Origin of the sequence: Bombilactobacillus mellifer, assembly GCF_000970795.1 — a bacterium.
Taxonomy (GTDB): domain Bacteria; phylum Bacillota; class Bacilli; order Lactobacillales; family Lactobacillaceae; genus Bombilactobacillus; species Bombilactobacillus mellifer.
The window spans coordinates 347,767-369,758 of record NZ_KQ034029.1; the positions used below are offsets into that span (position 1 = coordinate 347,767).

Genomic DNA, 21,992 nt, shown 5'->3' on the forward strand with positions numbered 1-21,992 from the left:
CTAATCGAGCGAAATATTTAATAATTCTAAAATGCGATTCAAATCTGTCGTCGAGGCAAAATCAATCTGAATTTTGCCCTTGCCACTCTTATCATGCGTTACTTTGACTTGAGTGCCAAATTTATCAATTAATTGCTCTTCGGTGGCTTGAATAAAAGGCGAACGCGTGCCGGTGGTTTTTTTTGTTTTGACGCTTACCGGTTGATTGACTAAGGCCTCTAATTGTCGTACAGTTAATCCCTTGTGAACGGCCGTTTGGGCGACGGCGTCAATTTTTTGCGGATCTTTCAATGTTAAAAGCGTCCGGGCTTGGGCCATGGTCAATTTACCATTGACCAATAATTTTTTAGTTTGCATGGGTAAAGATAGCAAACGTAAATAATTAGCAATATAAGGCCGGCTTTTGCCTAATTTTTCGGAAATTTGTTCTTGAGTCAGATGTAATTTTTCAATCAAAGTCTGATAAGCTTGGGCTTCTTCAATCGGGTTTAAATCTTCGCGTTGCAAATTCTCCAAAACCCCAATCTCCATCATTTGACTTTCATCCAGCGTTCGCACAATTGCAGGCACGGTGTCTTTGTGCGCCAACTTGCTGGCCCGAAAGCGGCGCTCGCCCACCACAATTTGATAACCATTAACACTTTTACGGACAACAATCGGTTGAAACACACCATTTTCGGCAATTGATTGAGCTAATTCTTCCAAGGCCGTTTGATCAAATTCTTTGCGGGGTTGATAAGGATTAGGTCGGATCTCGGTCAATGGAATATCGATCACATTTTCGGCACTAATTTCTTCATTTTCAAAATCGGAAAAAATCGCACCAATTCCGCGGCCTAAACCACTCTTCTTTTTTTCAGGCATTGTTTCGCATGACCTCCTTCGCTAATTGCAAATAAACTGTTGCGCCGCGCGATTTGCGGTCAAAATCAATAATCGGCAATCCATAACTCGGGGCTTCCGCTAAGCGGGTATTGCGGGGAATGATAGTGTGATAGACATGATCGCCAAAATAATTGCGCACCTCATTGACGACTTGATTTCCTAAATTGGTTCGGGCATCATACATCGTCAAAAGAACCCCTTCAATCTTGAGATCCGGATTAAAATGCTTTTGGACTAAGCGAATCGTATTCAGCAATTGGCTTAAACCTTCTAAAGCATAATATTCACTTTGGACTGGAATAATAATCGAATTACTTGCAGTAAAGGCATTGATTGACAATTGGCCTAAAGAAGGCGGACAATCTACTAAAATATAATCATAGCTGTCTGTCACCGTTTGAATGGCTTCTTTCAAACGGGTTTCCCGCGCCATCATCGAGGTGAGCTCAATTTCCGCACCGGCTAACTGAATGGTCGCCGGGACAATATCCAGCCGCGGCCGTTTCGTATGCAAAATAGCGTCCGGCAGGGGCATTTCATTAATAATAACATCATAAATGTCTTGTGCCACATCTACTTTTTTGATTCCCAAACCACTAGTCGTATTGCCTTGGGGATCAATATCGATGACCAACACTCGCTGTCCTAATTCCGCTAAACAAGCCCCTAAATTGATGGTTGTCGTTGTTTTGCCAACGCCGCCTTTTTGGTTAGCTAAAGAAATCACCCTAACCATGTTGATCCTCCTTTTGCACTGTAATAATCATTTGGTACTCCTGGTCTCCATCAGTTTCCTGATACGTAAATTCGGCTCCATTTTTTTGCGCTAATTGGACGGACTCCCGAATGGTATTAATAGATAACTGCGGATCACGAGATTTAAGTGCTGTAATCGAGTGTTGTTTGGGAGTAGCACGTTTAGCTGGTTGCTTGAGCTGTTTAACCAAGCGTTCTGTCGCCGCCACGTTTAGTTGTTGCTGCAAAATTTTGTATAAGGCCGTTTGTTGCTGACTCGCTGTTAAACTGACTAAAGCGCGCCCGTGACGGGAAGTTATTTGACCAGCAATTAAAGCTTGTTGCACGGTAGCATCTAGTTTGAGCAACCGTAATTTATTAGCAATATAAGACTGACTCTTGCCTAATTGGGCTGCTAAGTCTTCTTGGCGCAAATTATTCATTGCCGCTAACTTTTTATAAGCTCGGGCTTCTTCAATCGGGTTTAAATCTTGCCGCTGTAAATTTTCGATCAGTGCCAAAGAGGCGCTTTGTTGATCACTATAATTACGAACCAATGCTGGGATGGTCGTCCATTTTAATTGCTGGGCTGCCCGAAATCGGCGCTCTCCGGCAATAATTTCATATTGTTGGGCGCCTACTTGACGCACGATAATCGGCTGTAATAAACCATTCTTGGCTAATGACTGCGCTAATTCTGTCAGTTGATCAGGTGCAAAGGTGCGCCGTGGTTGGTACTGACTGGGTTTAATTTGGCTTATTTCCAAATCACGGATAGTATTGTCTTCGGATGAAACTTTACGTTCTAAAAATTTATCGAAAAAAGACATCCTGTTCTCCTCCTACAAAGGTTCTCTGCTAGGTGTACCAGGTTTACGAGGATATTTAGTCGGTGTAGTAGAGATTTTATTGATGAGCACTAGCTCGCGTTGCCCCGCATCATGAGGTAGTGAAAAAGCCTGGATTTGGTGAACTTGTCCTCCTAAAATGTGAAGAGCTTTTTGAGCCGCTGCTACCTCTGCTGCGGTTTTAGTGGCTTTTAAAGCAATAAATTGACCGCCTACTTTAACCGTCGGTAAACACAATTCTAATAAAGTCGGTAAGCTAGCTACCGCCCGCGCAGTAGCAAAATCAAAGTGTTCCCGATACTGCTTTTGATGGCCTAAATCTTCGGCGCGTTGATGTATGAGGGTCACATCCGTCAAATGCAGCCGCTGAACCAACGTTTGTAAGAAGTTAATACGCTTGTTTAAAGAATCGACTAGCGTCAATTGCAACTGGGGATTCGCAATTTTTAAAACCAAACCGGGAAAACCAGCGCCGGAGCCGATATCTATTAAACTGACCGGCTGAGCCAATTGTGGTTGCACAAATAGAGGAGTTAAAGAATCATAAAAATGTTTTAAATAAACTTGGTCACTATCTGTGATAGCCGTCAAATTCATAACTTGATTCGCTTCATTTAATAATTGATTATATACTTGTAATTGATGCATCTGCTCCGGAGTTAAAATTACTCCTTGCTGAGCTGCTAAGTGTTGTAGTTCCTCGGGATTCATAAGCCACTCCTCTCGTGAAACAATATTGTTGTTTCACAGTTTATCCTATCTTAAAAAAAGGTCTAACGCAATCATCTACTCTAAAGATTCCTGAGTTTTTAGACCTGCTTTTTTCATTCATAACAGCTGGAAAAGGGTTGGCAAAATTTATCCTAATTATTATAATGTAGCTCAACAGTGGCGTAATTGGATGTCACAAAGTAGGGGGGAAGAATATGCCTTTAATTTATTTACGGCCTAGTCAAAAGACCGATGTACCCGCAATTATGGCTATTTTAACTAAAGCCAAAAAGTTATTAGCTGCCGATCAAATCGATCAATGGCAAAATGGCTATCCCAATGTGGAACAAATTCAAGCTGATATTCAACAACAAATTAGTTGGGTTTTGATGGTTAATCAGACCATTGCAGCGACCGCAGCTTTAATGTTAACGCCGGAACCTACCTATCGAGACATTCGACAGGGTCATTGGCACAATTCGCAACCTTATGCAACGATTCACCGCATCGCCGTGGACCCACAATTACGTGGCCAGCGGCTGAGCACAATTTTATTATCGAACTTAGTCACCGTTGGTTTACAACAGCAACGATTTAATTTTCGAGTTGATACTCATCCGCAAAATTTACGCATGCAACATGTCGTCCAACAAGCCGGTTTTCAAAAACGCGGGGAAATTAAAGTCACGGATGGTTTGCGTTGGGCTTATGAACTCAATTTACCAGTCATAAAAGCTTGAAACCGCTCTAATCGGGTCTTGGCGATGACTAGGAATCCCGTTTTGTCCCAACAAAGAAGCTAGCCTGTACCCAGAGATTTTACACGCGCTAAAGATTCTAATTGATTTAAGGAGACATTATGCCAACTATTAAAATTGCTTATCTATATGAAGACTTAATGAACACTTATGGAGATGCTGGCGATGTCAAAATTATTTGTTATTTTTTAAAACAACGAGGCTTTGACAGCCAAGTAGTGAACGTGAGCTTAGAAGCAGAATTCAATGCTTTTGATTATGATTTTATTTTCTTTGGCGGCGGCCAGGATTTAGAACAAACGGTCGTAGCTCAAGACGTTCAACGGCATCGACAGACGATTGCCGACTATATTGAAGCCAATCGTCCCATGCTGTGTATTTGTGGCGGCTATCAATTTTTAGGCAGTTATTATAAAACCAGTGGTGGTCAGACGATTCAATGTTTAGATATTTTGCCGTTGCATACGATTTTTAATCCTCAAAAACGCATGATCGGCGATACTCACTATACTACGCAATATGGTGAGGTCCGGGCTTTTGAAAATCATAGCGGTCAGACGTTTTTTGATAGTGCGCAGTTGCAGCCTTTTGGCCAGATGATCAGCGGCTATGGGAATAATCCTCATGACGGGGTAGAAGGTTTGCAATACAAACAAACTATTGGCAGCTATTCTCATGGTCCGTTATTAAAAAACGTCAATGTGGCGCAAGCTTTGGTGGATCAGATTATTAACAACTTTCAAACACACCGTCTCGCCCAAAAATAAACGCCCAATGGGCTTAGAGCAGTAGCATTTTATAGAAGCAGGTTTTCACTGCTTCTTTTTTTACGCAATAAAATATGTATAATTAAAGAATATTTTAAGTTATGTCACCTTTTAGGTAACAAAAAAAGGAGTAATGACCATGACAGCTACAGCTTCTAGCTATCAAACTGATCCGCAAGTACAACAACATCGGTGGTTAATTTTGACCGCCATTGGTTTATTAACTTTTATGTCTACACTCGATGGCAGTATTGTCAATATTGCCTTACCAGTCATTAATCGCAGTCTGCATATTCCGATGAACCAGGCAGAATGGATTGTCTCACTTTATTTGATCATTATCTGTTCATTAATTTTATTTTTTGGCAAATTAAGTGATACATGGGGCAAAATCAAAATTTTTCGCCTCGGTAGTCTCCTATTTATCCTCGGTTCTTTACTAGCAGGGTGGCAAGTCAATCTGACTTTTCTTTTAGGAGCACGGGCCATCCAAGCGATCGGGGCTTCAATGACTATGGCCACTAATAACGGCATCATTACGGAAATTTTCCCCACCACCGAACGCGGGCGGGCTTTAGGCTTGATTGGTTCTTTCGTAGCCCTGGGATCCATTGCCGGTCCGGGCATCGGCGGACTGCTGTTAGCCCATTTCAGTTGGAGTTACATTTTTTGGATTAATGTGCCGCTCGGCTGTCTCGCAGTCCTTATCGCTTACTTCGTATTACCGCAAGACATTACTTTTAACAAGGTTCCCATTGATAAAATAGGGGCGTTGAGTTTTGCTATTTTAATTATGACTTTATTTGGCGGTATTTTTTTAGGTCAACAAATTGGTTTTCAAGATCCTAGCGTAGAACTGTTATTTTTGTGGGCGGTCATCAGCGCCATCATTTTCTTGCAAACTGAACGGCACCAACGTTATCCATTATTAGAATTTAAACTCTTTAAAAATCCCAATTTTTCCTTAAGCCTTTTATGTGCGTTACTTATTTTTATTACTAACTTTTTCTTTAACGTGGTGACACCCTTTTATTTGGAAAATGCGCGCCAGCTGGCGCCTAATCAAGCTGGTTACATTTTGATGATCTTTCCTATTATTCAAGTCTTTGCCGCACCGTTGGCCGGGACTGCCTCCGATAAAATTGGTCCGAAATTAATTACTTTTATCGGTTTATTATTTATTTTACTAAGTCAGATTGGTTACTTTTTATGTGGCTTACACACTTCTTTATGGATTTTCATTGGCAGTGTGGCCTGCATGGGCTTAGGGAATGGAATTTTTAGTTCACCCAATAATTCCTTAGTCATGAGCTCCGTCGCACAAAAAGATCTGGGGATTGCCGGCAGCATTAACTCACTCTCCCGGAATCTAGGAATGGTCATTGGAATTGCGAGTGCTACAACGATTTTATTTGCCGCCATGAGCCATAATTATGGCCAACACGTCACCACTTATTTACCGCAACATCCCGGCGTATTTATTTACGGTATGCACGTAGTCTTTTTCATTGCTCTGGGTTTATGTACACTAGCGACTTTGCTGACCGGCTGGCGCCTTTGGCAAAAAAATTAAACATTTCGCTAGCTAGAGGCTGAGTCCACACTGCCTCTACCGTGTTGCGGGTTAATCATCCGACGTCATATATACAAACTGATCGGTAGAAATTTTTTCATTTAAAGCACTGACCAGCTCCGGGGACATCCGCTCCGTTTGCACGGCGTGTTGCACAAAATAGTATTCATATTGAAAAGCTTCAATTAATAATTCACGTTCATTTTCATCCTCTGTGACGGATTGTTGAATTCGATGATGCCGTAATTCATAATATTGCCGGACCACATGAATTTCCGAGCGGTTAGCTTTCGTGCGAATCCGCCGTAAATATTTCATCACGGCATGATACCCCCAATTTTCCATGCGCTGCGCATCTTGTGTATAATCTGCATTGGGTGGCTGCTGTTGTTGTTGCCGTTGGGCCCAGACAATTTTTCGTTTTTTAGAAAAAATTAACCGAATCACCCGCCACCAGAGTTTGAACCGGAGCCAAGGATTAGCTATGACCCGCCGTAAATTCGCCAATTGTTTAAAATTATACCGGCGGGCATTTTCCCGGCTGACTTGATTATTAAGGGCATAATCATTAATAATGGCGACTTCTAAACTTTGTGTTCTTTGAAATAGATGCGCCACTTTGCGCAGATTAGCATGTTCGTGGTGACCACGTTGAGTATTTAATAAAGTAATCACATGGTTTAAGGCTACTGAATTTTGGTGATCATTGGAACGTAATTTATTAATCGCATAATCTACCATTTGTGTGAGCACCCGATTAAATTCATGAATTGTAAAGGCATCTTTTTGGCGATCCAACAAGTGGGGTAGTAAAAAAGTTGGCACTAATAAACTTAAAACAATCACGGTTTCCGCGACAAAAATCAAATCCGTTCGAAAGGGTAACAAATGCTGCCGTACGACTAATGGCAACGAAAAAGCCATTGCTAAAGTAATTGTTCCATGGACCCCACTCAAGGATAGTACCCAACTATTACGCCACCGTTCTGTCGCATTGGCAGCTGGGAGTTTCACCATCCGCCCCCAGGCCCAAACAAAACGCAGTAATATCATAATGATATATAACGCGACGGCAGACCATAACAATACTGAAAAATGCAAACTGCTGGCCTGAGCTAAATCAATCATATTCCGCGGCAAAGTGACTCCTAATAAAACAAAGACAAAGCCGTTTAACAAACTGGATAAAATATCCCACGTGGTAGTTAACACTACCTGATTAGTTGTTGAGGTCAGGCGTAATCTTTTTTTATAAATACCATGCACAATGCCGGCTGCGACCACTGCCAAAATTCCCGATAAATGGCATTCTTCAGCTACTAAATACACTAAAAACGGCGCCATCACATTAAAGGGCAACGTAATCGCGGCTGCATCAAATAAATGCCGCTGAAAAAAAGTTTGGACCACGACCAAAACAATTCCCAAAATCAAACCGACAACGACGCCACCAACAAAAACCACGAGAAAATTTTCGGAACTGGAAATCACAGAAAATTTACCCGTGGAAAAGGCTGCTAAAGCTAAATTTAAAGCAACTAGACCCGAAGCATCGTTAAACAAGGATTCAGTTTCCAATGTTTCCATAACTTTAGGCGGCACTTCAAAATTCGCCGTAATGGACGACACCGCCACTGCATCGGTTGGTGTAATGATCGCTGCCAAACAAAAAGCCAAGGCCAAGGGTAACGCTGACCAAACCCAATTTAAAAACCAACCGACAATCACAATGGTCAAAATAGCCAGGACAATTGCCAAGGAAAAAATTGACTTCATATTTTTCCGCAGACTTAAATAACTGGTATTTTGGCCTTCATTAAACATAAGGGGCGCAATAATTAACAAAAAGAATAACTCGGGATTCAAAGTGAAATTATTAAATTGCGGTAACCAGGAAAGGAGGAAGCCTAAAGCAATCTGATAAAAAGCCAAGGGTATTTGGGAAAATAAGGCATAAATAATATTGGCCGTAATAGTAGCGGCAATTAATAAAAGAATGTTCAAAAACAATTCCATGAATACTTAGACCCTCCTGTTGGCATGATTAATGAGTTAAAAATTGATTGGCTTTGAAAATAGCTTGAACTACTAATGGCACTACCACCAGAGCGACAATTAATTCTGGAATTCCATTAGTTGCGACCACTCCCATTAAAATATGATTTAAGCTCGTGGCCCGCACTTGATAAAAGCTCGCCAAAGCGCCTGCGGATAACCAGCGCATGAGTAATAAAACCAAACTGGTATTAATTATGGAGCCTACGGCGGCGGCTGTTGCCATGGCCACGGTTGCAGAGCGTAATTTGGTTTTGAACCACCGATAACTCCAACCAGCGCCGTAACCCACCAGAATGCGCGGTAAAATCGCAATTACCGGATTGGTAAAAATCAGCGGTTCCAAAGGTGTACGTGGTGCGATATAGGCACGAATCAAAGTGCCTAAGCCCCAAATCAAACCCATTACTGCTCCGTCCTGCGGACCTAAGACTAAGGCCGCCACAATGACGGTTAGATGAACAATGGTCAAATTAATAATACCTAAGGGGATAAAACCTAAAAATGGTGTGACCGATTGAATGATAATAAGCGCAATAAAAATGGCTCGAATCGTTAATCGGTAAGCCCGCGTTGGTTGCATCGACAATCTCCTCAAATAAAAGTCTGTCTACCACTGGACATATCCTAAACGTTAAGGTGGTAGTAAGATATTTACGATCACGCAATCAATGTATAAAATAATTTTACCAAATTTTCGGGATCGATGTCGATGTAATTCCTTGACCCGCGTGCTTTCACTATTGACATTCGCTTAATTTACCTTAGAATAAAAACATAATCTAAGAAGAGGTTGCTTAAGTTATGAGTCGTTAAGGTGAGTTCCAATTCGGACGCTGACCCTTGATTAAAGGAACTTAAGCCGAAATTGTTTAAATGAATTGGTTTAAACAATTGGGACTAGATTGAACAAGTCTAGTACTGTCGCAACTTGACAGTTGCGGGGCGCTATCGACGATTGTGGCAAAAAGTCTATTTTACTTCCACTAAATCACAAAAATCGTTTTTAGGGTCCTTCTTAAATTTAAGGAGGATTTTTTCGTGGCTAAAAATAATCAGGTGCAACGTAAACTCAAAACCCGCCATGTCACTATGATTGCCTTAGGTGGCTGTATTGGCACTGGTCTGTTTATGACTTCCGGTTCGATCATTGCCAAAGCCGGACCCGGGGGCGGATTAGTTGCTTATATTGCGATGGGACTCATGGTTTATTTTTTAATGACCAGTTTAGGGGAGCTTGCAACCAATTTACCCATTTCAGGCTCTTTTGCAGCCTATAATGCCCGTTACGTCGATCCAGCGTTAGGTTTTGCTATGGGTTGGAATTATTGGTTTAATTGGGCGATTACCGTAGCTATTGATATTTCGACAGCCGCCTTATTAATTCAATATTGGCTCCCTCAAACTCCTGGTTGGATCTGGAGTCTCATTATTTTAATTTTAATCTTCACAATTAATGCTTTTAGTGTTTCGGCATTTGGTGAAACCGAGTATTGGCTGTCGATTATTAAAGTAGTAACCGTAATTATCTTTTTAATTATTGGGTTAGCAATGATTGTCGGGATTCTCAATGGCCCGGCGGTGGGTCTGCGGAATTTTACTTATAAAAAGGCTCCCTTTGTGGGTGGCATCCCAGCGATCATTAATGTCTTTTTAATTGCCGGCTTTTCTTTTCAAGGTACAGAATTGATTGGGGTCACTGCCGGGGAATCGGAAAATCCGGAAAAAGCTGTTCCCAAAGCTATCAATGATGTGTTTTGGCGGATTTTATTGTTTTATATTCTATCAATTTTTGTGATTGCTGCCTTAATTCCCTATACTAGTCCTAATTTACTACGAGCCGCTAATGGTAATATTGCAGTGTCGCCTTTTACTTTAGTTTTTAAACGGGCCGGCTTGGCGTTTGCGGCCAGTTTAATGAACGCTGTCGTTTTAACAGCTGTTTTATCTTCAGCCAATTCCGGAGCTTACGCTTCGACTAGAATGCTGTATTCTTTAGCCCAAGACCATTATGCACCCCGTATTTTCGGGCAAACGACCCGCCACGGCATTCCTTTTGTTGCTCTTCTGGCGACTATTTTGGTTTCGTTGGCGACTTTTGCCACCAGTATTTTTGGGCAAAAAATTTATATGTGGTTAGTGGCCGCTTCCGGTTTGACTGGTTTTATTGCTTGGATCGGGATTGCCTTGAGCCATTTTCGTTTTCGCCGTGCTTTTATCAAGCAAGGGCATCAACTCAGTGAATTAAAATATCATGCCAAATTATTTCCGTTAGGACCGATTATTGCCTTAATCTTATGTCTGGTTGTCATTGGCGGTCAAAATATCGACGCTTTTATCCACTGGGATTGGCAACAAATCGGTGTAACTTACATCGGGATTCCATTAGTTTTAATTTTATATTTAGGTTATAAATGGAAACATCACACGAAAATCATTCCTTTAGAAGAAGTGGATGTCTCTCCCGAACGCTAATGTTAACACCAGTCCAACTGTCGTTTAATACGGCAGTTTTTTGCTGGCTTCGACTGTTGCCTTGTCAGCAGTCGTTTGATTTTGTTCTTTTATTTATGGTCGTAATACACTGGTTCATTATTTTTTATCTGGGCGCCATTTGCCAACCTCTTCTTTTCCAATGAACTGGGCGCCGAAATTGTTCTTGGTCTAAACCGTGGTTTTTGAGCGCTGGAGATGTTAAAGCAGCGGTTATAAAGCCGCTGCTTGAGATGAAACTGATATGGCCAATAATTGGTAATAACTGTAATTATCTTCAAATTGCCATGGCTATCCAAAACTACTGCTCATTCACCGCCGGCAGTGCACTAGTGGGCGCAAGAGCGGGAGATTTTTTAAACATTTAACACTTTGTCTAAAAATTCTTGTAAGCGGGGATTTTGGGGATGATCAAAAATCGCTGTCGGAGTCCCTTCTTCTAAAATCTGCCCTTGATCAAAGAACAAAACCCGATCAGCTACTTCTTTGGCAAAACCCATTTCATGAGTCACTACAATCATGGTCATGCCTTGTTGGGCCAACTTTTTCATAACCGCCAAGACATCCCCCACCATCTCAGGATCTAAAGCTGAGGTCGGTTCATCAAATAGCATAATGTCCGGATTCATGGCCAAAGCACGGGCAATGGCCACTCGTTGCTGCTGTCCTCCAGATAACGATTGCACTGAGGCATTCAACTTATCGGCTAAGCCCACTGTCGTCAATAAATGTTGCGCTTGCTCTTGGGCTTGTTCAGTGGACTTGTTTTGTAATTCTTGGGGAGCCAGCATAATATTTTGCGCCACACTGAGATTTTTAAATAAATTAAAATGCTGAAATACCATACCAATATTTTCCCGCACTTGATTCAAGTTAGCGTGCGGTTCGGCAATATCCACCCCATCGATAACAATCGAACCGGAAGTTGGTGTTTCTAAGCGATTTAAAGTTCGCAAAAAAGTACTTTTACCAGAGCCGGAGGGGCCGATGATCACGACGACTTCGTTAGCTTGTACAGTCACATTAATATCTTTTAAAACTTGGTTATTACCAAAGTTTTTGATTAAGTTAGTTACTTGCACTTTTACTTCTGTCATGCGTTTGTTCTCCTTTGTACCCAATTTGAAAGCCATGTTAGTAAAGTAATAATGATCAAGTAAATTACGGCAATGATTGTCCAAACTTTAAAACCTTCCAAATTACGGGCAATAATAATCTTACCGGTTTGTGTCAGTTCAAGCAATCCGATAACAGATAGAATCGAAGTATCCTTTAAGGTAATAATAAATTGATTGATAAACGACGGTACCATAATCCGAATACCTTGCGGTAAAATAACCCGTCGCATCGCTTTACCAAACGGCAATCCGAGACTGCGAGCTGCTTCCATTTGTCCCGGATCTACGGCATCAATGCCGCCTTTGACAAACGCGGCGATATAAGCACCTTCATTCAAAGTCAGCGTAATAATCCCAGCGAGAAAGGCGGGAATTTTTTGACCGGTCAAACTCGGAATGCCGGTATAAATAAATAACGCCAAAACTAATAACGGCAGCCCCCGAAAAATGTAAATCACCGTAGTCGAGAGTCCTTGACAGAATTTATTAGGTACTACTCCGAGCAGACCAAAGATCAGTCCAAAAATGGTAGCAAAAAAGATGGCGGCCACTGTTAACCAGACTGTTTCGCCTAAACCATTTAACAAAGCGGTTTGATTTTGCTTCAGCAACCCCCAAAAACTGCGATCTTCCAGGTTAGATTTACCAGTTTGAGTTTTATTGGCTTGGGCACCTAAATATTTCGCTACAATTTTTTGATAAGTACCATTGGCTTTAATATGCTTTAAACCGACATTAAATTTTGCAATCAGATCGGCATTCCGTCCTTTTTGTACCGCAAAGCCATACTGCCCTTTATTAGCAGGTGCGGTTACTATCTTCAAGGGTGTTTTGTGTTTAATAGCGTACTGCATCACAGGTTGATCTTCAAAGCAGGCTACTGAATTACCGGTTACTACATCTTGATACATATTATTGGAATCATCAAAAGTTACCGTTTTAAAACCATACTTTGCTTTAATACTATTAGCATAAGTAGCGGCAGCAGTTCCCGTCTTGAGCGCCACTCGCTGATGGCGTAATTGGGAAAAGCCCTTAATTTTGCTCTTTTGACTCACGGCCATAATAACGCCCGTTTTAAAATAGGGATCACCAAAATGAAACTTTTGTTTCCGTTCCGGAGTAATGGTCATGCCGGCAATCACTCCATCAATCTGTCCGGCTTCTAAAGACTGCACGGCGGCATTAAAACCTAAGGGTTTAATATTGACCCGGAAATGTTGATCTTTAGCGATAGCCTTTAAAATATCGATATCAATACCAACATATTGATTTTGTTCATTGGCAAATTCAAATGGTGGATAGGTGACATCGGTCCCAATCTGATATGTTTTCTGCGCTTGTGCTGGATGCAAAGGCAGTCCCAGCCATACCAACACCCACAAACATACATAAATAAGCCACTTCTTTTTCACAGACAATGTATTAACCCTCCTCAGCCTTATTAGCAGCAATGGATAACTATTCATTAAATAATTCCTGCTAATATTAATACCTTTTAATTTACCATAATCTTTTTAACTATACAATTCAGATTAATTGAAAAATTAAAATTCTTAATATCTATCAATAAACCTTCATATAATACAAAACTAAAGCAGGAATCGCTATCACAAAAAAGACCTAGACCAATTTTAAAATAATCCTCATTCTGCAGTGATTGTCTTTGCCGATGTAACTTGTTTTCATTCGTCAATAAATTTCGGCCGTTCTCGTGATAACTGAGACTTTAACTGGCTTATTTACCAGTGCAAACAGCAGCTTAGAGTTTAAACCAGTGCTGTAATTGCTGAGACAGTTTTTGATACCACGTCGCCCGCTTAACGGAATAAACAGTTTGGTAACGAATTTGCGGCGTGGTCGTGAGGTAATCATTGTAAATAGGATTTTGTAAGCGGATGGTTTGCTGACTGACCACCTTATTTTTAGCTAACGGTGCTTGTAAGACCGGCGTCACAAAATGCATTTTACTGTTAATGGTGGACTTATCATTTGGTCTGAAAAATAAAGTGACTTTTTTTTGACTGCGCACTAAAATCCGATTATTAGTGGTCTGCGCATTAGCTACATAAATTGACTGCTGAGGACGCAGATTTACTAATTGCGTTTTCCGGGTTGCTTGATTTAAGAGCGCCGTGGTGGCTTTAAATTGCTGTTCTGCAGGTGCATTTAACACTACGGTAATGACCGGTCGACCTTTTAGACGCGTCACCCCGACAAAATTCTGACCATCCACCGCCGTCGTGCCCGTTTTCAATCCTTGAAAATGATACGCGGAAGTTTGTAATAAACTATTAGTATTGTTAATGACTCCAAAATGGCCGTTGGGCTGGGGAAAGGCTGCTTGGGTTTGTTGAGTAATGTGCAAGATTTTGGGGTAATCTTGCAATAAATGCTGCGCCACGATGGCTACTTCCCGCGCCGATAAACAGTTTTCTTGAATAAATTTCCCCTTACGGGCTGGTACCGATGTAGCACCGCGCAGGCCGGAAGCTGTATACCAGTGCGTGCGCGATATCCCCCAGCGCTGCAACAACTGTTCTGCTTGACGGCAGAACTTTTCTTGCGAGCCCGCCAATACTTGGGCTAACGCCATGGCTGCCGAATTAGAGGAAGGCAATAAAGCCGCGGTTTCCAGCTGCCGAATGGTATATTTTTGCTGGGTACTTAGTGAAACATTGGCCACACTATGATCTTGACTCAGTGCTGCAATCTTGGGTGTAATGGTAACAGTCTGTTGTGGTTTCAGTTGCTGGCGAGCTATTTTTTGTTCGATTAAATAAATAACCAGTAATTTAGAAATAGAAGCAATCGGCAAGCGCTGTCGTGAATTTTTTTGTGCCACCACCTGACCAGTTTGTTGATCTACTAGAATAGCTGCCGCCGCTGGCACTTGGGGCTGAAAAAGGGCCGCTTGTGCAGCATTAGTCGCTGTCTGATTCAATACCAAAAACGCGATGAGTACAATTAACCCCTGCTTTATTTGTTTAGCCATGATTTTAAATTTTTCCTACCTTCAGTGTATTTTTGAAGTTTTGCCTACATAGATTACCAGTTAAATTTCATTTGATAAGGGCTTTTATCTACTATCCATCCAAAATGAGCCCCACCTATCTTCACAACAATTCCCAAGTTTCAAATCTAAAATTTTTCTCTAGAATTTAAAAACATTTTTGTCTCAAACCATAATGGACTTTGCTGCCATTTGCAAGTTAGTCTGTTCCGGAGGCTGGTTCAAATATCTTTTTACAAATATTCAGACTTAATAGTACTTATCGATCGAGCGTCTACCCCTGCCGTACCCCAGGGACCGTTAGTGTCATATGGGGCCATTTGCAATCGGCAAGCAATTAGCAAAAAACATTGACAAAAACTGTAACAGTTTTTGTCGACCCAGCGGGTGGGATCGTGACCTTAATATTTTCATTGGAATCTACAATATCGGCATCTCATTGGCTAGTCTGGAGATAATAGGTTAATATTTCCCCGGAAATATTCCAAGGGGGACCACAAGGTGGCTTGGCACAGGCAATTAATGGGAGTTGCTTTTCATGATTTTTTCTTGTAGAGTAGTAGTAATTAATAGGAGGTGGTTAAATGCAATCAATGGAAAAAACCCAAACTAGTGGATTCGCTAAATTTGCTTCGCTGGTTTATTTATATACTGGTTTAGGAATCACCTTTTGGATGCTGTCCGCCTTTGCTTTATCCAAAAATCAAGCTTTTGTTTTCCCTATTTTACAATGGACAGCTCGGCACGGCTTCTTATCCTTTATGGTGATGCTCATCGTTCCGGTAATGCTCATTTATCTTTGTCAGGCCATGGCACAGCGTTCTTATTTCTTAACTTTTGTCTGTTATTTAGCCTTTTTATTTGCCCTGTCCTTTATTGGAGTGCCACTCTTTTTTGCTTATTCCGCAACTGCGATCATGCGGGCTTTAGCTATTTCTTCGGTAACTTTCATTGTAATGGCAGGCTACGGCTATTTAACTAAAACTAATTTAATGTCATGGAATCGAACTCTTACTGTGGGCTTGATTGCCGTTATTGTGGTTTCCTTATTAAATCTGTTGTTATTCAAAAGTTCCCTGGGACAATTGTTAATTAGTGTTGTGACGATTATTTTATTTATGGGTTATATTGCACTGGATTCCCAAAGTCTTAAACGCATCTATCAAACTGTGCCAAGCAGTAGTTTAGGTGCTATTGCGTTAGTGGCTTCCGTCAATTTAGTCTTAGACTTCATCAACATGTTAACGAGCATCTTAGCAATTTTTGGCAATGACAATTAACTAAACCAACGGTATTTCTGGTTACTCCTCGAGTTTGAGGAGTTTTTTTTTGACTAAAATTTTAAAGGAGCGTTTCTTTTTGCAAAAAACAAAGATTAATTCTACTTTGATTGGTATTTTGGGCTTAACAATGGTTACCCGCCTTGATTCGGTTATGGCGCCTTCCATTGTCAAAATTCAACAAACTTTTCCGCAGGCAGATGTGACGCAGGTGGAATCCATCGCTTCCATTGGTGACGTTGCTTCAATGATTGCCTCGTTTATTTTTGGCTTTATCTTGACCAAAATCACTTATAAACACGCTGCTTTAATTGGCCTCAGTCTGTTAGCGGCAGGCGGGTTACTTCCAATATTCATTCATCAAAGCATCGCCCAGCTGCTCTTTTTTGCTTTAATCGTCGGCTTAGGTAGTGGGGTGATTACAACTGTCTTACCCAGCCTTTCTGCGGCCACTTATCAAGGTGAGCGCCGGTCTAAACAATTCGGCTGGAATGTAGCGCTGGAAGACGGCTTTGCCATGGTTTGGATTGTTTTAGGCGGTTTTTTAGCGAATATTAGTTGGCAAGATAATTACTATATCTATGGTATTACACTTGTAGCATGGATCTTAGCGTTATTCTTTGTTCCTAATTTACATCCCAAAGATACAGCCACTACCACCACTTCGGAGGCACAACCTACTAAAAATCGGTGGGGCTTAATTATTAGTTTATTGTTGATCGCGATGATCGTGGAAATGTTAGTGGCGGTTTTATCTAATAAAATGGCTATTTATTTGCATACCTACCATATCGGGGGTCCCAGCACTGCCGGTCAAGCATTAGTTTTCGTCCGGGCGGCTTCCATTGTGACTGGCGTTTTTATCAGTTTTTTCCGGCGTACTTTGCACAACTACCTTCTTGCCGGGGGCTTTGGCTCCATTTTAATTGGTGCTAGTTTATTTATCAAAATCCACACTTTTGTGGCGAGTGCGATTGGTGCCTTTTTGATCGGGACTGGCGGCGCAATTATTTTAATTACAGTGCCCTTTTTGTTGTCTAATTTAACAGCAGCCACTACGTATCCTATTGTTATGGGTAGTTTTTCTGCCTTAACCAGTTTAGGTTTTGCCTTTTCGGCTTGGTTTTTTAAGTATGTCACGGCTTGGTTTACTACAAATAATTTAAGTGGGACTTTTATTTTAACCGCCTTAATTAGTGGTATGATTATGATGTTATTAATTGTCACGAATTTACAAAAGCGGGCAACTTTGCCGAATGAAAAGATTGAGGAGGTATAGGATATGAAAATTGGCTTTATTGGAACGGGCGTAATGGGTAACGCGATTGCCCAGAACTTATTGAAAGCGCACCATCAATTATGGGTTTACAATCGAACCAAATCCAAAACGGACAATTTAGTGGCTTTGGGTGCAACTTGGTGTGCCACGCCCCAAGCCGTCACAGAACAAGCCGAGATAATTTTTACGATGTTAGGCTTCCCGCAAGATGTTGAACAAGTTTATTTCCAAGAAAACGGTATTTTTAAAGCCCAGGTCCAAGGTAAAATTCTCGTAGATATGACTACTTCCAAGCCGACCCTGGCTCAAAAAATTGCCGCCACCGGTCAAGCAGCCGGAGCCCAAGTCTTAGATGCGCCTGTTTCTGGCGGTGATGTGGGCGCTAAAAATGGTACTTTAACGATCATGGTGGGTGGTCAGCAAACAACATTTGACCAGTTACAACCCATCTTTCAAGCTATTGGGTCCCAAGTTAATCTCTTTGGTGGTCCTGGAGCCGGTCAAAATACTAAAATGGCTAACCAAATTATGATTGCGGGTACAATGACCGGCATGTCGGAAATGCTCGTGTACGCAAAAGCCGCAGGGTTAGACTTAAACAAAGTATTAGAAACTGTCGGTGGCGGCAGTGCTGCTAATTGGAGTCTGTCGAATTACGGACCGCGTATTTTGAAAGAGGACTTTCAACCGGGTTTTTATAGTAAACATTTTCTCAAAGATCTTCGCATTGCTTTAGATACCGCAGCCGAGATGCATTTAGATTTGCCCGCTACTCAACAAGCCAAAGACCTTTATGAAAAATTAGTTGATCAAAAACACCTTGGTGATTTAGGAACCCAGGCTCTCATTAAACTGTGGTGGGATTAACTTAATAATTGTTTAATCCATTCGCATCGCTTTTGGCAGTGTCTGGAATGATTAATTCTTGGGAATTAATTGTTTCAGACCTTTTTAATAGCGCTGCCGCTTACATTATTGGACTTGAAAGAGAAAACCTTGGCTTTTTGTACAGATTACTGCTTTTTTCAGCGCGATCTAGCTTCTTGTAATTAGTTATCACAGGTTTAAATCCGGCCACAATAATTCTTTAAATCAGTTCTTTTCCCGGAACTAATCTGCTATGATAAGAAAAAATAAAGCGGAGAAATAGCATATGCTGAGCTTACAACACTTAAAAAAATATTATCAAACAGGCGACACGGTCACTAAAGCACTGGATGATGTGAGCGTTAATTTTCGCGATCGCGAATTTGTCGCGATTCTGGGGACATCCGGTTCCGGCAAAACGACGTTACTGAATATTATCGGTGGCTTGGACCATTATGATTCTGGTGATCTCATTATCAATGGTAAAGCAACTAAAAATTTTCAGGAACAAGATTGGGATGCTTACCGCAATAATACCGTGGGGTTTATTTTCCAAGACTATAACATTATCAGTCATTTAAATATTTTAGATAATGTAACCTTGGGTATGACTTTAAGCGGTGTGGACGCAGCTACTAAAAAAAAGCGTGCGCAGGAAGCTTTGACGCAAGTGGGTTTAAAAGATCACATCCACAAAAAACCCAACCAGCTATCAGGTGGTCAGCTACAACGTGTGGCCATTGCTCGGGCGCTAGCCAATGATCCGCAAATTTTATTAGCAGACGAACCTACTGGAGCTTTAGACACCCAAACCAGCCAAGAAATTATGGAACTGATTAAAAAAGTCGCTCAAGATCGCTTAGTTATTATGGTGACCCATAATCCGCAGCTGGCTGAACAATATGCCGACCGGATTATTAAATTTTCGGATGGGCAAATTACAGCTGATTCTAATCCGGATGAAGAAGCTTTACCCCCGGAAAACTTCCATCCCCGCCGCACTAAAATGGGTTTTGGCACAGCTTTAAAGTTATCTTTTACTAATATCAAAACTAAAAAAGGGCGTACTTTTCTCACCATGTTGGCTTCCAGTATTGGCATTATTAGTATTGGCGTGGTTCTAGCGCTTTCGAATGGTTTTCAAAAACAAATTGATGCGACCCAAACTGAAACTTTGGCGCAGTTTCCCATTTCTATTTCCAAAGTAACTTCCGATCCGCAACAATTACAAGAAGAAAATAGTCACAGTAAGCAAAATTTTGCTAAAGGTCATCAAATTAAAGCTCATGTGGTGCCTGTCAACGCGGCGCAACATCAAAATCACCTCAATGCCAAATATTTACGTTACCTGAAAAAAATCAAAAGTAGTGATGCTGCTAATATTGCTTATACCTATGCTACAGGCTTTAACTTAATTCGTTCTGTGAATGGAAAGTATCGTCCGGTTTCATTTGCCGTTTCAAATAGCGATAATATTAATAATTCCCAAAATTTAATGGCGGCTAGTACCGGCGTGGGCGGCAGTGTATATCCGGTTAAGCGTGATGGTCATTCATCCTTCTTACGTAAAAATTATCGGGTGCTGGCCGGTCGTTACCCACGTAAAGCTAGTGAAATTGTCTTAATTGCTAATAAACAAAACGGGATTAATTTAGATGCTTTGAAAAATCTCGGTTTTCAATTTCATAATAAAGAAGTTCTAGACGCTCCTAAGCTACTTCAAACTGCGATTAAGGTAGTAGCTAATGATGATTACTACACGCAGTTGCCTAATGGCAATTTTATGCCCCAACGTAACTACCAACAAATGGCTCAAGCACCCCATACTCAAACTTTAAAAATTGTAGGTATCTTACGCACCGCTAACAAAAATTCTGATGGTTTATTGGCAGGCGGCATCGCTTATTCGGATCAGTTAACCAAACAAGTCATGCAGACTAATCGCCACTCGGCTATTGTTCGTGCCCAACGAGCTAGTAATGATAACGTGTTAACGAACGGTCAATTAACTGCTACTCAAAAAGAAATGTTCTTGGCTACTTTAGGCGCTGAAAAAATGCCGAGTGCCATTCAAATTTATCCTAAAAGTTTTAATAAAAAAGATCACATTACACATTATTTAGATCAATATAATCGCGGTAAAAAGAAAGCTGATAAAATTATTTATAATGATCTAGCCGGCAATATTACTAACATTACCGGCGGCTTAATGAATGCTATTACCTATGTGTTGGTAGGCTTTGCCGCCATTTCGTTAGTTACTTCCATGATCATGATTGCCATTATTACCTATACTTCCGTGATTGAAAGAACTAAAGAAATTGGGGTCTTGAAAGCGCTCGGGGCGCGTAAAAAAGATATTACTCGTGTGTTCGATGCAGAAACGACCATTTTAGGAGCCGGCTCCGGCATCTTAGGAATTGTCATTGCCTGGTTGTTAACTTTTCCGATCAATGTTCTTCTCAAAGGTATGACTGATTTGACCAATGTGGCCCAATTAAATCCCGTCCATGCCATTTGGTTAGTCATTATCAGTACGGTTTTGACAGTTCTGGGAGGACATATTCCGGCTCGGATGGCTTCGAAAAAAGATGCCGCCAAGGCTTTAAGAACAGATTAAATCCACTCATAAAAAACCTCCCCCAGTATGAACTGGCGAGAGGTTTTTTAATGTTTGATTGTTCATCCTAATCTGCTTGATTGGCAGCTGTGACCGCCTGAATGAGTGCACTGCGAAAACCAGCTTTTTCCAATTGAACAACACCGCGAATGGTTGATCCGCCTGGAGTAGCGACTTCATCTTTTAAAACGCTAGGTTGAACCCTTTGGGACTGAGCTAACATCGCGGTGCCTTTGAGCATTTGATTAGTGATTGCTTGTGCTTGGGTACGTGAAATCCCATATTGGACAGCCACATCTGCCAAGGCTTCCATCAACACTGCTACAAATGCGGGTGTACAACCTGCTACAGTACCATAAATACTGAGCAACGCTTCGGGCACCACATAAACTTGTCCCAATTGTTGGAATAATTGAACAAGCAGTTCTTGATTCTTAGCCGATTCATCGGGAGCAAAGCTTAAAATACTAATACCTTGGTTAATCTGCACCGGCGTATTCGGCACTACTTTGATAAAGCGGGTATCTTTTGGTAATTGGGCATTGATGGTCTGTAAGTCACCCCCTGATGTAGAGACTATTAATCCATGATAAGTTTGACCTAATTGTGCTACTACATGTTCTAACGCTGACCCTGGAACTGCCACGATAACTACATCACAAGCACCCAAGTCAACAGAATGTTGTACTAAAGTTAAATCTTGGGCCGCAGCCAATTTTTGAGCCGTTTGATGTTGTGTTTGTTGCACATAGATATCAGTGCGGGCAATTCCTGCCTGTAGCCAACCTTTAATCAACGCTTGTGCAATGCGGCCGGCACCGATAAAACCAATTTTCATAATTTTTTCTCCTTAATTATTCAATATAATTAATAACCTGGAATTAGAATCATTCTGTTTGTTATTATAGCTTGTCTTTAGTAATTGCGGTAAAATAATTCTGTATACCTAATCCAGATAATAATTCGACACGCTTTAGTCCCACCGCAGAA

18 protein-coding genes and 1 riboswitch are annotated in these 21,992 nt (G+C 41.2%); of the genes, 8 read left to right on the forward strand and 10 right to left on the reverse strand.

Going from position 1 to position 21,992, the window contains the following annotated elements; translation table 11 throughout:
* Genes JG30_RS07840 through rsmG form a run of 4 tightly spaced genes read right to left on the reverse strand, consistent with a single transcriptional unit; the run spans position 1 to position 3,179 of the window.
* Positions 1–864, reverse strand: coding sequence for a ParB/RepB/Spo0J family partition protein (locus JG30_RS07840; RefSeq protein WP_046317879.1), 864 nt, complete (start codon positions 862–864; stop codon positions 1–3).
* Positions 857–1,621, reverse strand: a complete 765-nt coding sequence (locus tag JG30_RS07845) for a ParA family protein (RefSeq protein WP_046317881.1) — start codon at positions 1,619–1,621, stop codon at positions 857–859. The genes JG30_RS07840 and JG30_RS07845 overlap by 8 nt, the downstream gene beginning before the upstream one ends.
* Entirely contained in the window at positions 1,614–2,450 is an 837-nt protein-coding gene (locus tag JG30_RS07850) for a ParB/RepB/Spo0J family partition protein (RefSeq protein WP_046317883.1), read from the reverse strand. The genes JG30_RS07845 and JG30_RS07850 overlap by 8 nt, the downstream gene beginning before the upstream one ends.
* Before the next feature lie 12 nt (positions 2,451–2,462).
* Positions 2,463–3,179: a 16S rRNA (guanine(527)-N(7))-methyltransferase RsmG gene (rsmG, locus tag JG30_RS07855; RefSeq protein ID WP_046317885.1), complete on the reverse strand. Its 717-nt coding sequence runs from the start codon at positions 3,177–3,179 to the stop codon at positions 2,463–2,465.
* 215 nt (positions 3,180–3,394) lie between these two features.
* On the opposite strand from rsmG, the gene JG30_RS07860 reads away from it, so the two are divergent.
* The 3 genes from JG30_RS07860 to JG30_RS07870 all read left to right on the forward strand — a co-directional run bounded on the left by JG30_RS07860 (position 3,395) and on the right by JG30_RS07870 (position 6,277).
* On the forward strand, positions 3,395–3,919 hold the full coding sequence (locus tag JG30_RS07860; protein WP_046317887.1) for a GNAT family N-acetyltransferase: 525 nt from the start codon (positions 3,395–3,397) through the stop codon (positions 3,917–3,919).
* 119 nt (positions 3,920–4,038) lie between these two features.
* On the forward strand, positions 4,039–4,704 hold the full coding sequence (locus tag JG30_RS07865; RefSeq protein ID WP_046317888.1) for a type 1 glutamine amidotransferase: 666 nt from the start codon (positions 4,039–4,041) through the stop codon (positions 4,702–4,704).
* Between the two features lie 139 nt (positions 4,705–4,843).
* Positions 4,844–6,277 (forward strand): MFS transporter, encoded by a 1,434-nt coding sequence (locus JG30_RS07870; RefSeq protein WP_046317891.1) that lies wholly within the window; start codon positions 4,844–4,846, stop codon positions 6,275–6,277.
* Between the two features lie 51 nt (positions 6,278–6,328).
* Here the strand turns inward: JG30_RS07870 and JG30_RS07875 are convergent, their stop codons facing one another.
* Both JG30_RS07875 and JG30_RS07880 read right to left on the reverse strand, forming a co-directional pair.
* Entirely contained in the window at positions 6,329–8,293 is a 1,965-nt protein-coding gene (locus JG30_RS07875; protein ID WP_046317893.1) for a cation:proton antiporter, read from the reverse strand.
* Positions 8,294–8,321: 28 nt separating this feature from the next.
* Positions 8,322–8,915, reverse strand: a complete 594-nt coding sequence (locus tag JG30_RS07880; RefSeq protein WP_046317896.1) for an ECF transporter S component — start codon at positions 8,913–8,915, stop codon at positions 8,322–8,324.
* Between the two features lie 196 nt (positions 8,916–9,111).
* Positions 9,112–9,291, forward strand: a riboswitch (Lysine riboswitch).
* An 82-nt stretch (positions 9,292–9,373) separates the two neighbouring features.
* On the opposite strand from JG30_RS07880, the gene JG30_RS07885 reads away from it, so the two are divergent.
* Entirely contained in the window at positions 9,374–10,807 is a 1,434-nt protein-coding gene (locus JG30_RS07885; protein ID WP_046317898.1) for an amino acid permease, read from the forward strand.
* A gap of 374 nt (positions 10,808–11,181) precedes the next feature.
* Here the strand turns inward: JG30_RS07885 and JG30_RS07895 are convergent, their stop codons facing one another.
* The 3 genes from JG30_RS07895 to JG30_RS07905 form a co-directional block, all read right to left on the reverse strand.
* On the reverse strand, positions 11,182–11,922 hold the full coding sequence (locus tag JG30_RS07895) for an amino acid ABC transporter ATP-binding protein (RefSeq protein ID WP_046317902.1): 741 nt from the start codon (positions 11,920–11,922) through the stop codon (positions 11,182–11,184).
* Entirely contained in the window at positions 11,919–13,412 is a 1,494-nt protein-coding gene (locus JG30_RS07900; protein ID WP_046317904.1) for an amino acid ABC transporter substrate-binding protein/permease, read from the reverse strand. Before JG30_RS07900 ends, JG30_RS07895 begins: the two co-directional genes overlap by 4 nt.
* Positions 13,413–13,705: 293 nt before the next feature.
* Positions 13,706–14,938, reverse strand: a complete 1,233-nt coding sequence (locus tag JG30_RS07905) for a D-alanyl-D-alanine carboxypeptidase family protein (protein WP_046317906.1) — start codon at positions 14,936–14,938, stop codon at positions 13,706–13,708.
* Between the two features lie 602 nt (positions 14,939–15,540).
* Between JG30_RS07905 and JG30_RS07910 the strand changes: the two genes are divergently transcribed.
* From JG30_RS07910 to JG30_RS07925, 4 genes are all read left to right on the forward strand, one after another.
* Positions 15,541–16,236 carry a Bax inhibitor-1/YccA family protein gene (locus JG30_RS07910; RefSeq protein WP_046317908.1) on the forward strand — a complete coding sequence of 232 codons (696 nt, stop codon included), beginning with the start codon at positions 15,541–15,543 and terminating at the stop codon, positions 16,234–16,236.
* Positions 16,237–16,285: 49 nt separating this feature from the next.
* Complete coding sequence (locus tag JG30_RS07915) at positions 16,286–17,515, forward strand: MFS transporter (protein ID WP_046317909.1); 1,230 nt, start codon at positions 16,286–16,288, stop codon at positions 17,513–17,515.
* Between the two features lie 3 nt (positions 17,516–17,518).
* Positions 17,519–18,382, forward strand: a complete 864-nt coding sequence (locus JG30_RS07920; RefSeq protein ID WP_046317911.1) for an NAD(P)-dependent oxidoreductase — start codon at positions 17,519–17,521, stop codon at positions 18,380–18,382.
* 286 nt (positions 18,383–18,668) lie between these two features.
* Positions 18,669–21,002, forward strand: a complete 2,334-nt coding sequence (locus tag JG30_RS07925; protein WP_046317913.1) for an ABC transporter ATP-binding protein/permease — start codon at positions 18,669–18,671, stop codon at positions 21,000–21,002.
* Between the two features lie 67 nt (positions 21,003–21,069).
* Here the strand turns inward: JG30_RS07925 and proC are convergent, their stop codons facing one another.
* Entirely contained in the window at positions 21,070–21,840 is a 771-nt protein-coding gene (gene proC / locus JG30_RS07930) for a pyrroline-5-carboxylate reductase (RefSeq protein WP_046317915.1), read from the reverse strand.
* Between the last annotated feature and the right edge of the window lie 152 nt (positions 21,841–21,992).

Excerpts from the sequence above, each read along its gene's own strand:
- JG30_RS07865 (WP_046317888.1), top strand. The coding sequence starts at position 4,039 with ATGCCAACTATTAAAATTGCTTATCTATATGAAGACTTAATGAACACT.
- JG30_RS07870 (WP_046317891.1), top strand. The coding sequence starts at position 4,844 with ATGACAGCTACAGCTTCTAGCTATCAAACTGATCCGCAAGTACAACAA.
- JG30_RS07850 (WP_046317883.1), bottom strand. The coding sequence starts at position 2,450 with ATGTCTTTTTTCGATAAATTTTTAGAACGTAAAGTTTCATCCGAAGAC.
- proC (WP_046317915.1), bottom strand. The coding sequence starts at position 21,840 with ATGAAAATTGGTTTTATCGGTGCCGGCCGCATTGCACAAGCGTTGATT.
- JG30_RS07925 (WP_046317913.1), top strand. The coding sequence starts at position 18,669 with ATGCTGAGCTTACAACACTTAAAAAAATATTATCAAACAGGCGACACG.
- JG30_RS07895 (WP_046317902.1), bottom strand. The coding sequence starts at position 11,922 with ATGACAGAAGTAAAAGTGCAAGTAACTAACTTAATCAAAAACTTTGGT.
- JG30_RS07860 (WP_046317887.1), top strand. The coding sequence starts at position 3,395 with ATGCCTTTAATTTATTTACGGCCTAGTCAAAAGACCGATGTACCCGCA.
- JG30_RS07905 (WP_046317906.1), bottom strand. The coding sequence starts at position 14,938 with ATGGCTAAACAAATAAAGCAGGGGTTAATTGTACTCATCGCGTTTTTG.
- JG30_RS07845 (WP_046317881.1), bottom strand. The coding sequence starts at position 1,621 with ATGGTTAGGGTGATTTCTTTAGCTAACCAAAAAGGCGGCGTTGGCAAA.
- JG30_RS07875 (WP_046317893.1), bottom strand. The coding sequence starts at position 8,293 with ATGGAATTGTTTTTGAACATTCTTTTATTAATTGCCGCTACTATTACG.
- rsmG (WP_046317885.1), bottom strand. The coding sequence starts at position 3,179 with ATGAATCCCGAGGAACTACAACACTTAGCAGCTCAGCAAGGAGTAATT.
- JG30_RS07910 (WP_046317908.1), top strand. The coding sequence starts at position 15,541 with ATGCAATCAATGGAAAAAACCCAAACTAGTGGATTCGCTAAATTTGCT.
- JG30_RS07880 (WP_046317896.1), bottom strand. The coding sequence starts at position 8,915 with ATGCAACCAACGCGGGCTTACCGATTAACGATTCGAGCCATTTTTATT.
- JG30_RS07900 (WP_046317904.1), bottom strand. The coding sequence starts at position 13,412 with ATGAATAGTTATCCATTGCTGCTAATAAGGCTGAGGAGGGTTAATACA.
- JG30_RS07840 (WP_046317879.1), bottom strand. The coding sequence starts at position 864 with ATGCCTGAAAAAAAGAAGAGTGGTTTAGGCCGCGGAATTGGTGCGATT.
- JG30_RS07920 (WP_046317911.1), top strand. The coding sequence starts at position 17,519 with ATGAAAATTGGCTTTATTGGAACGGGCGTAATGGGTAACGCGATTGCC.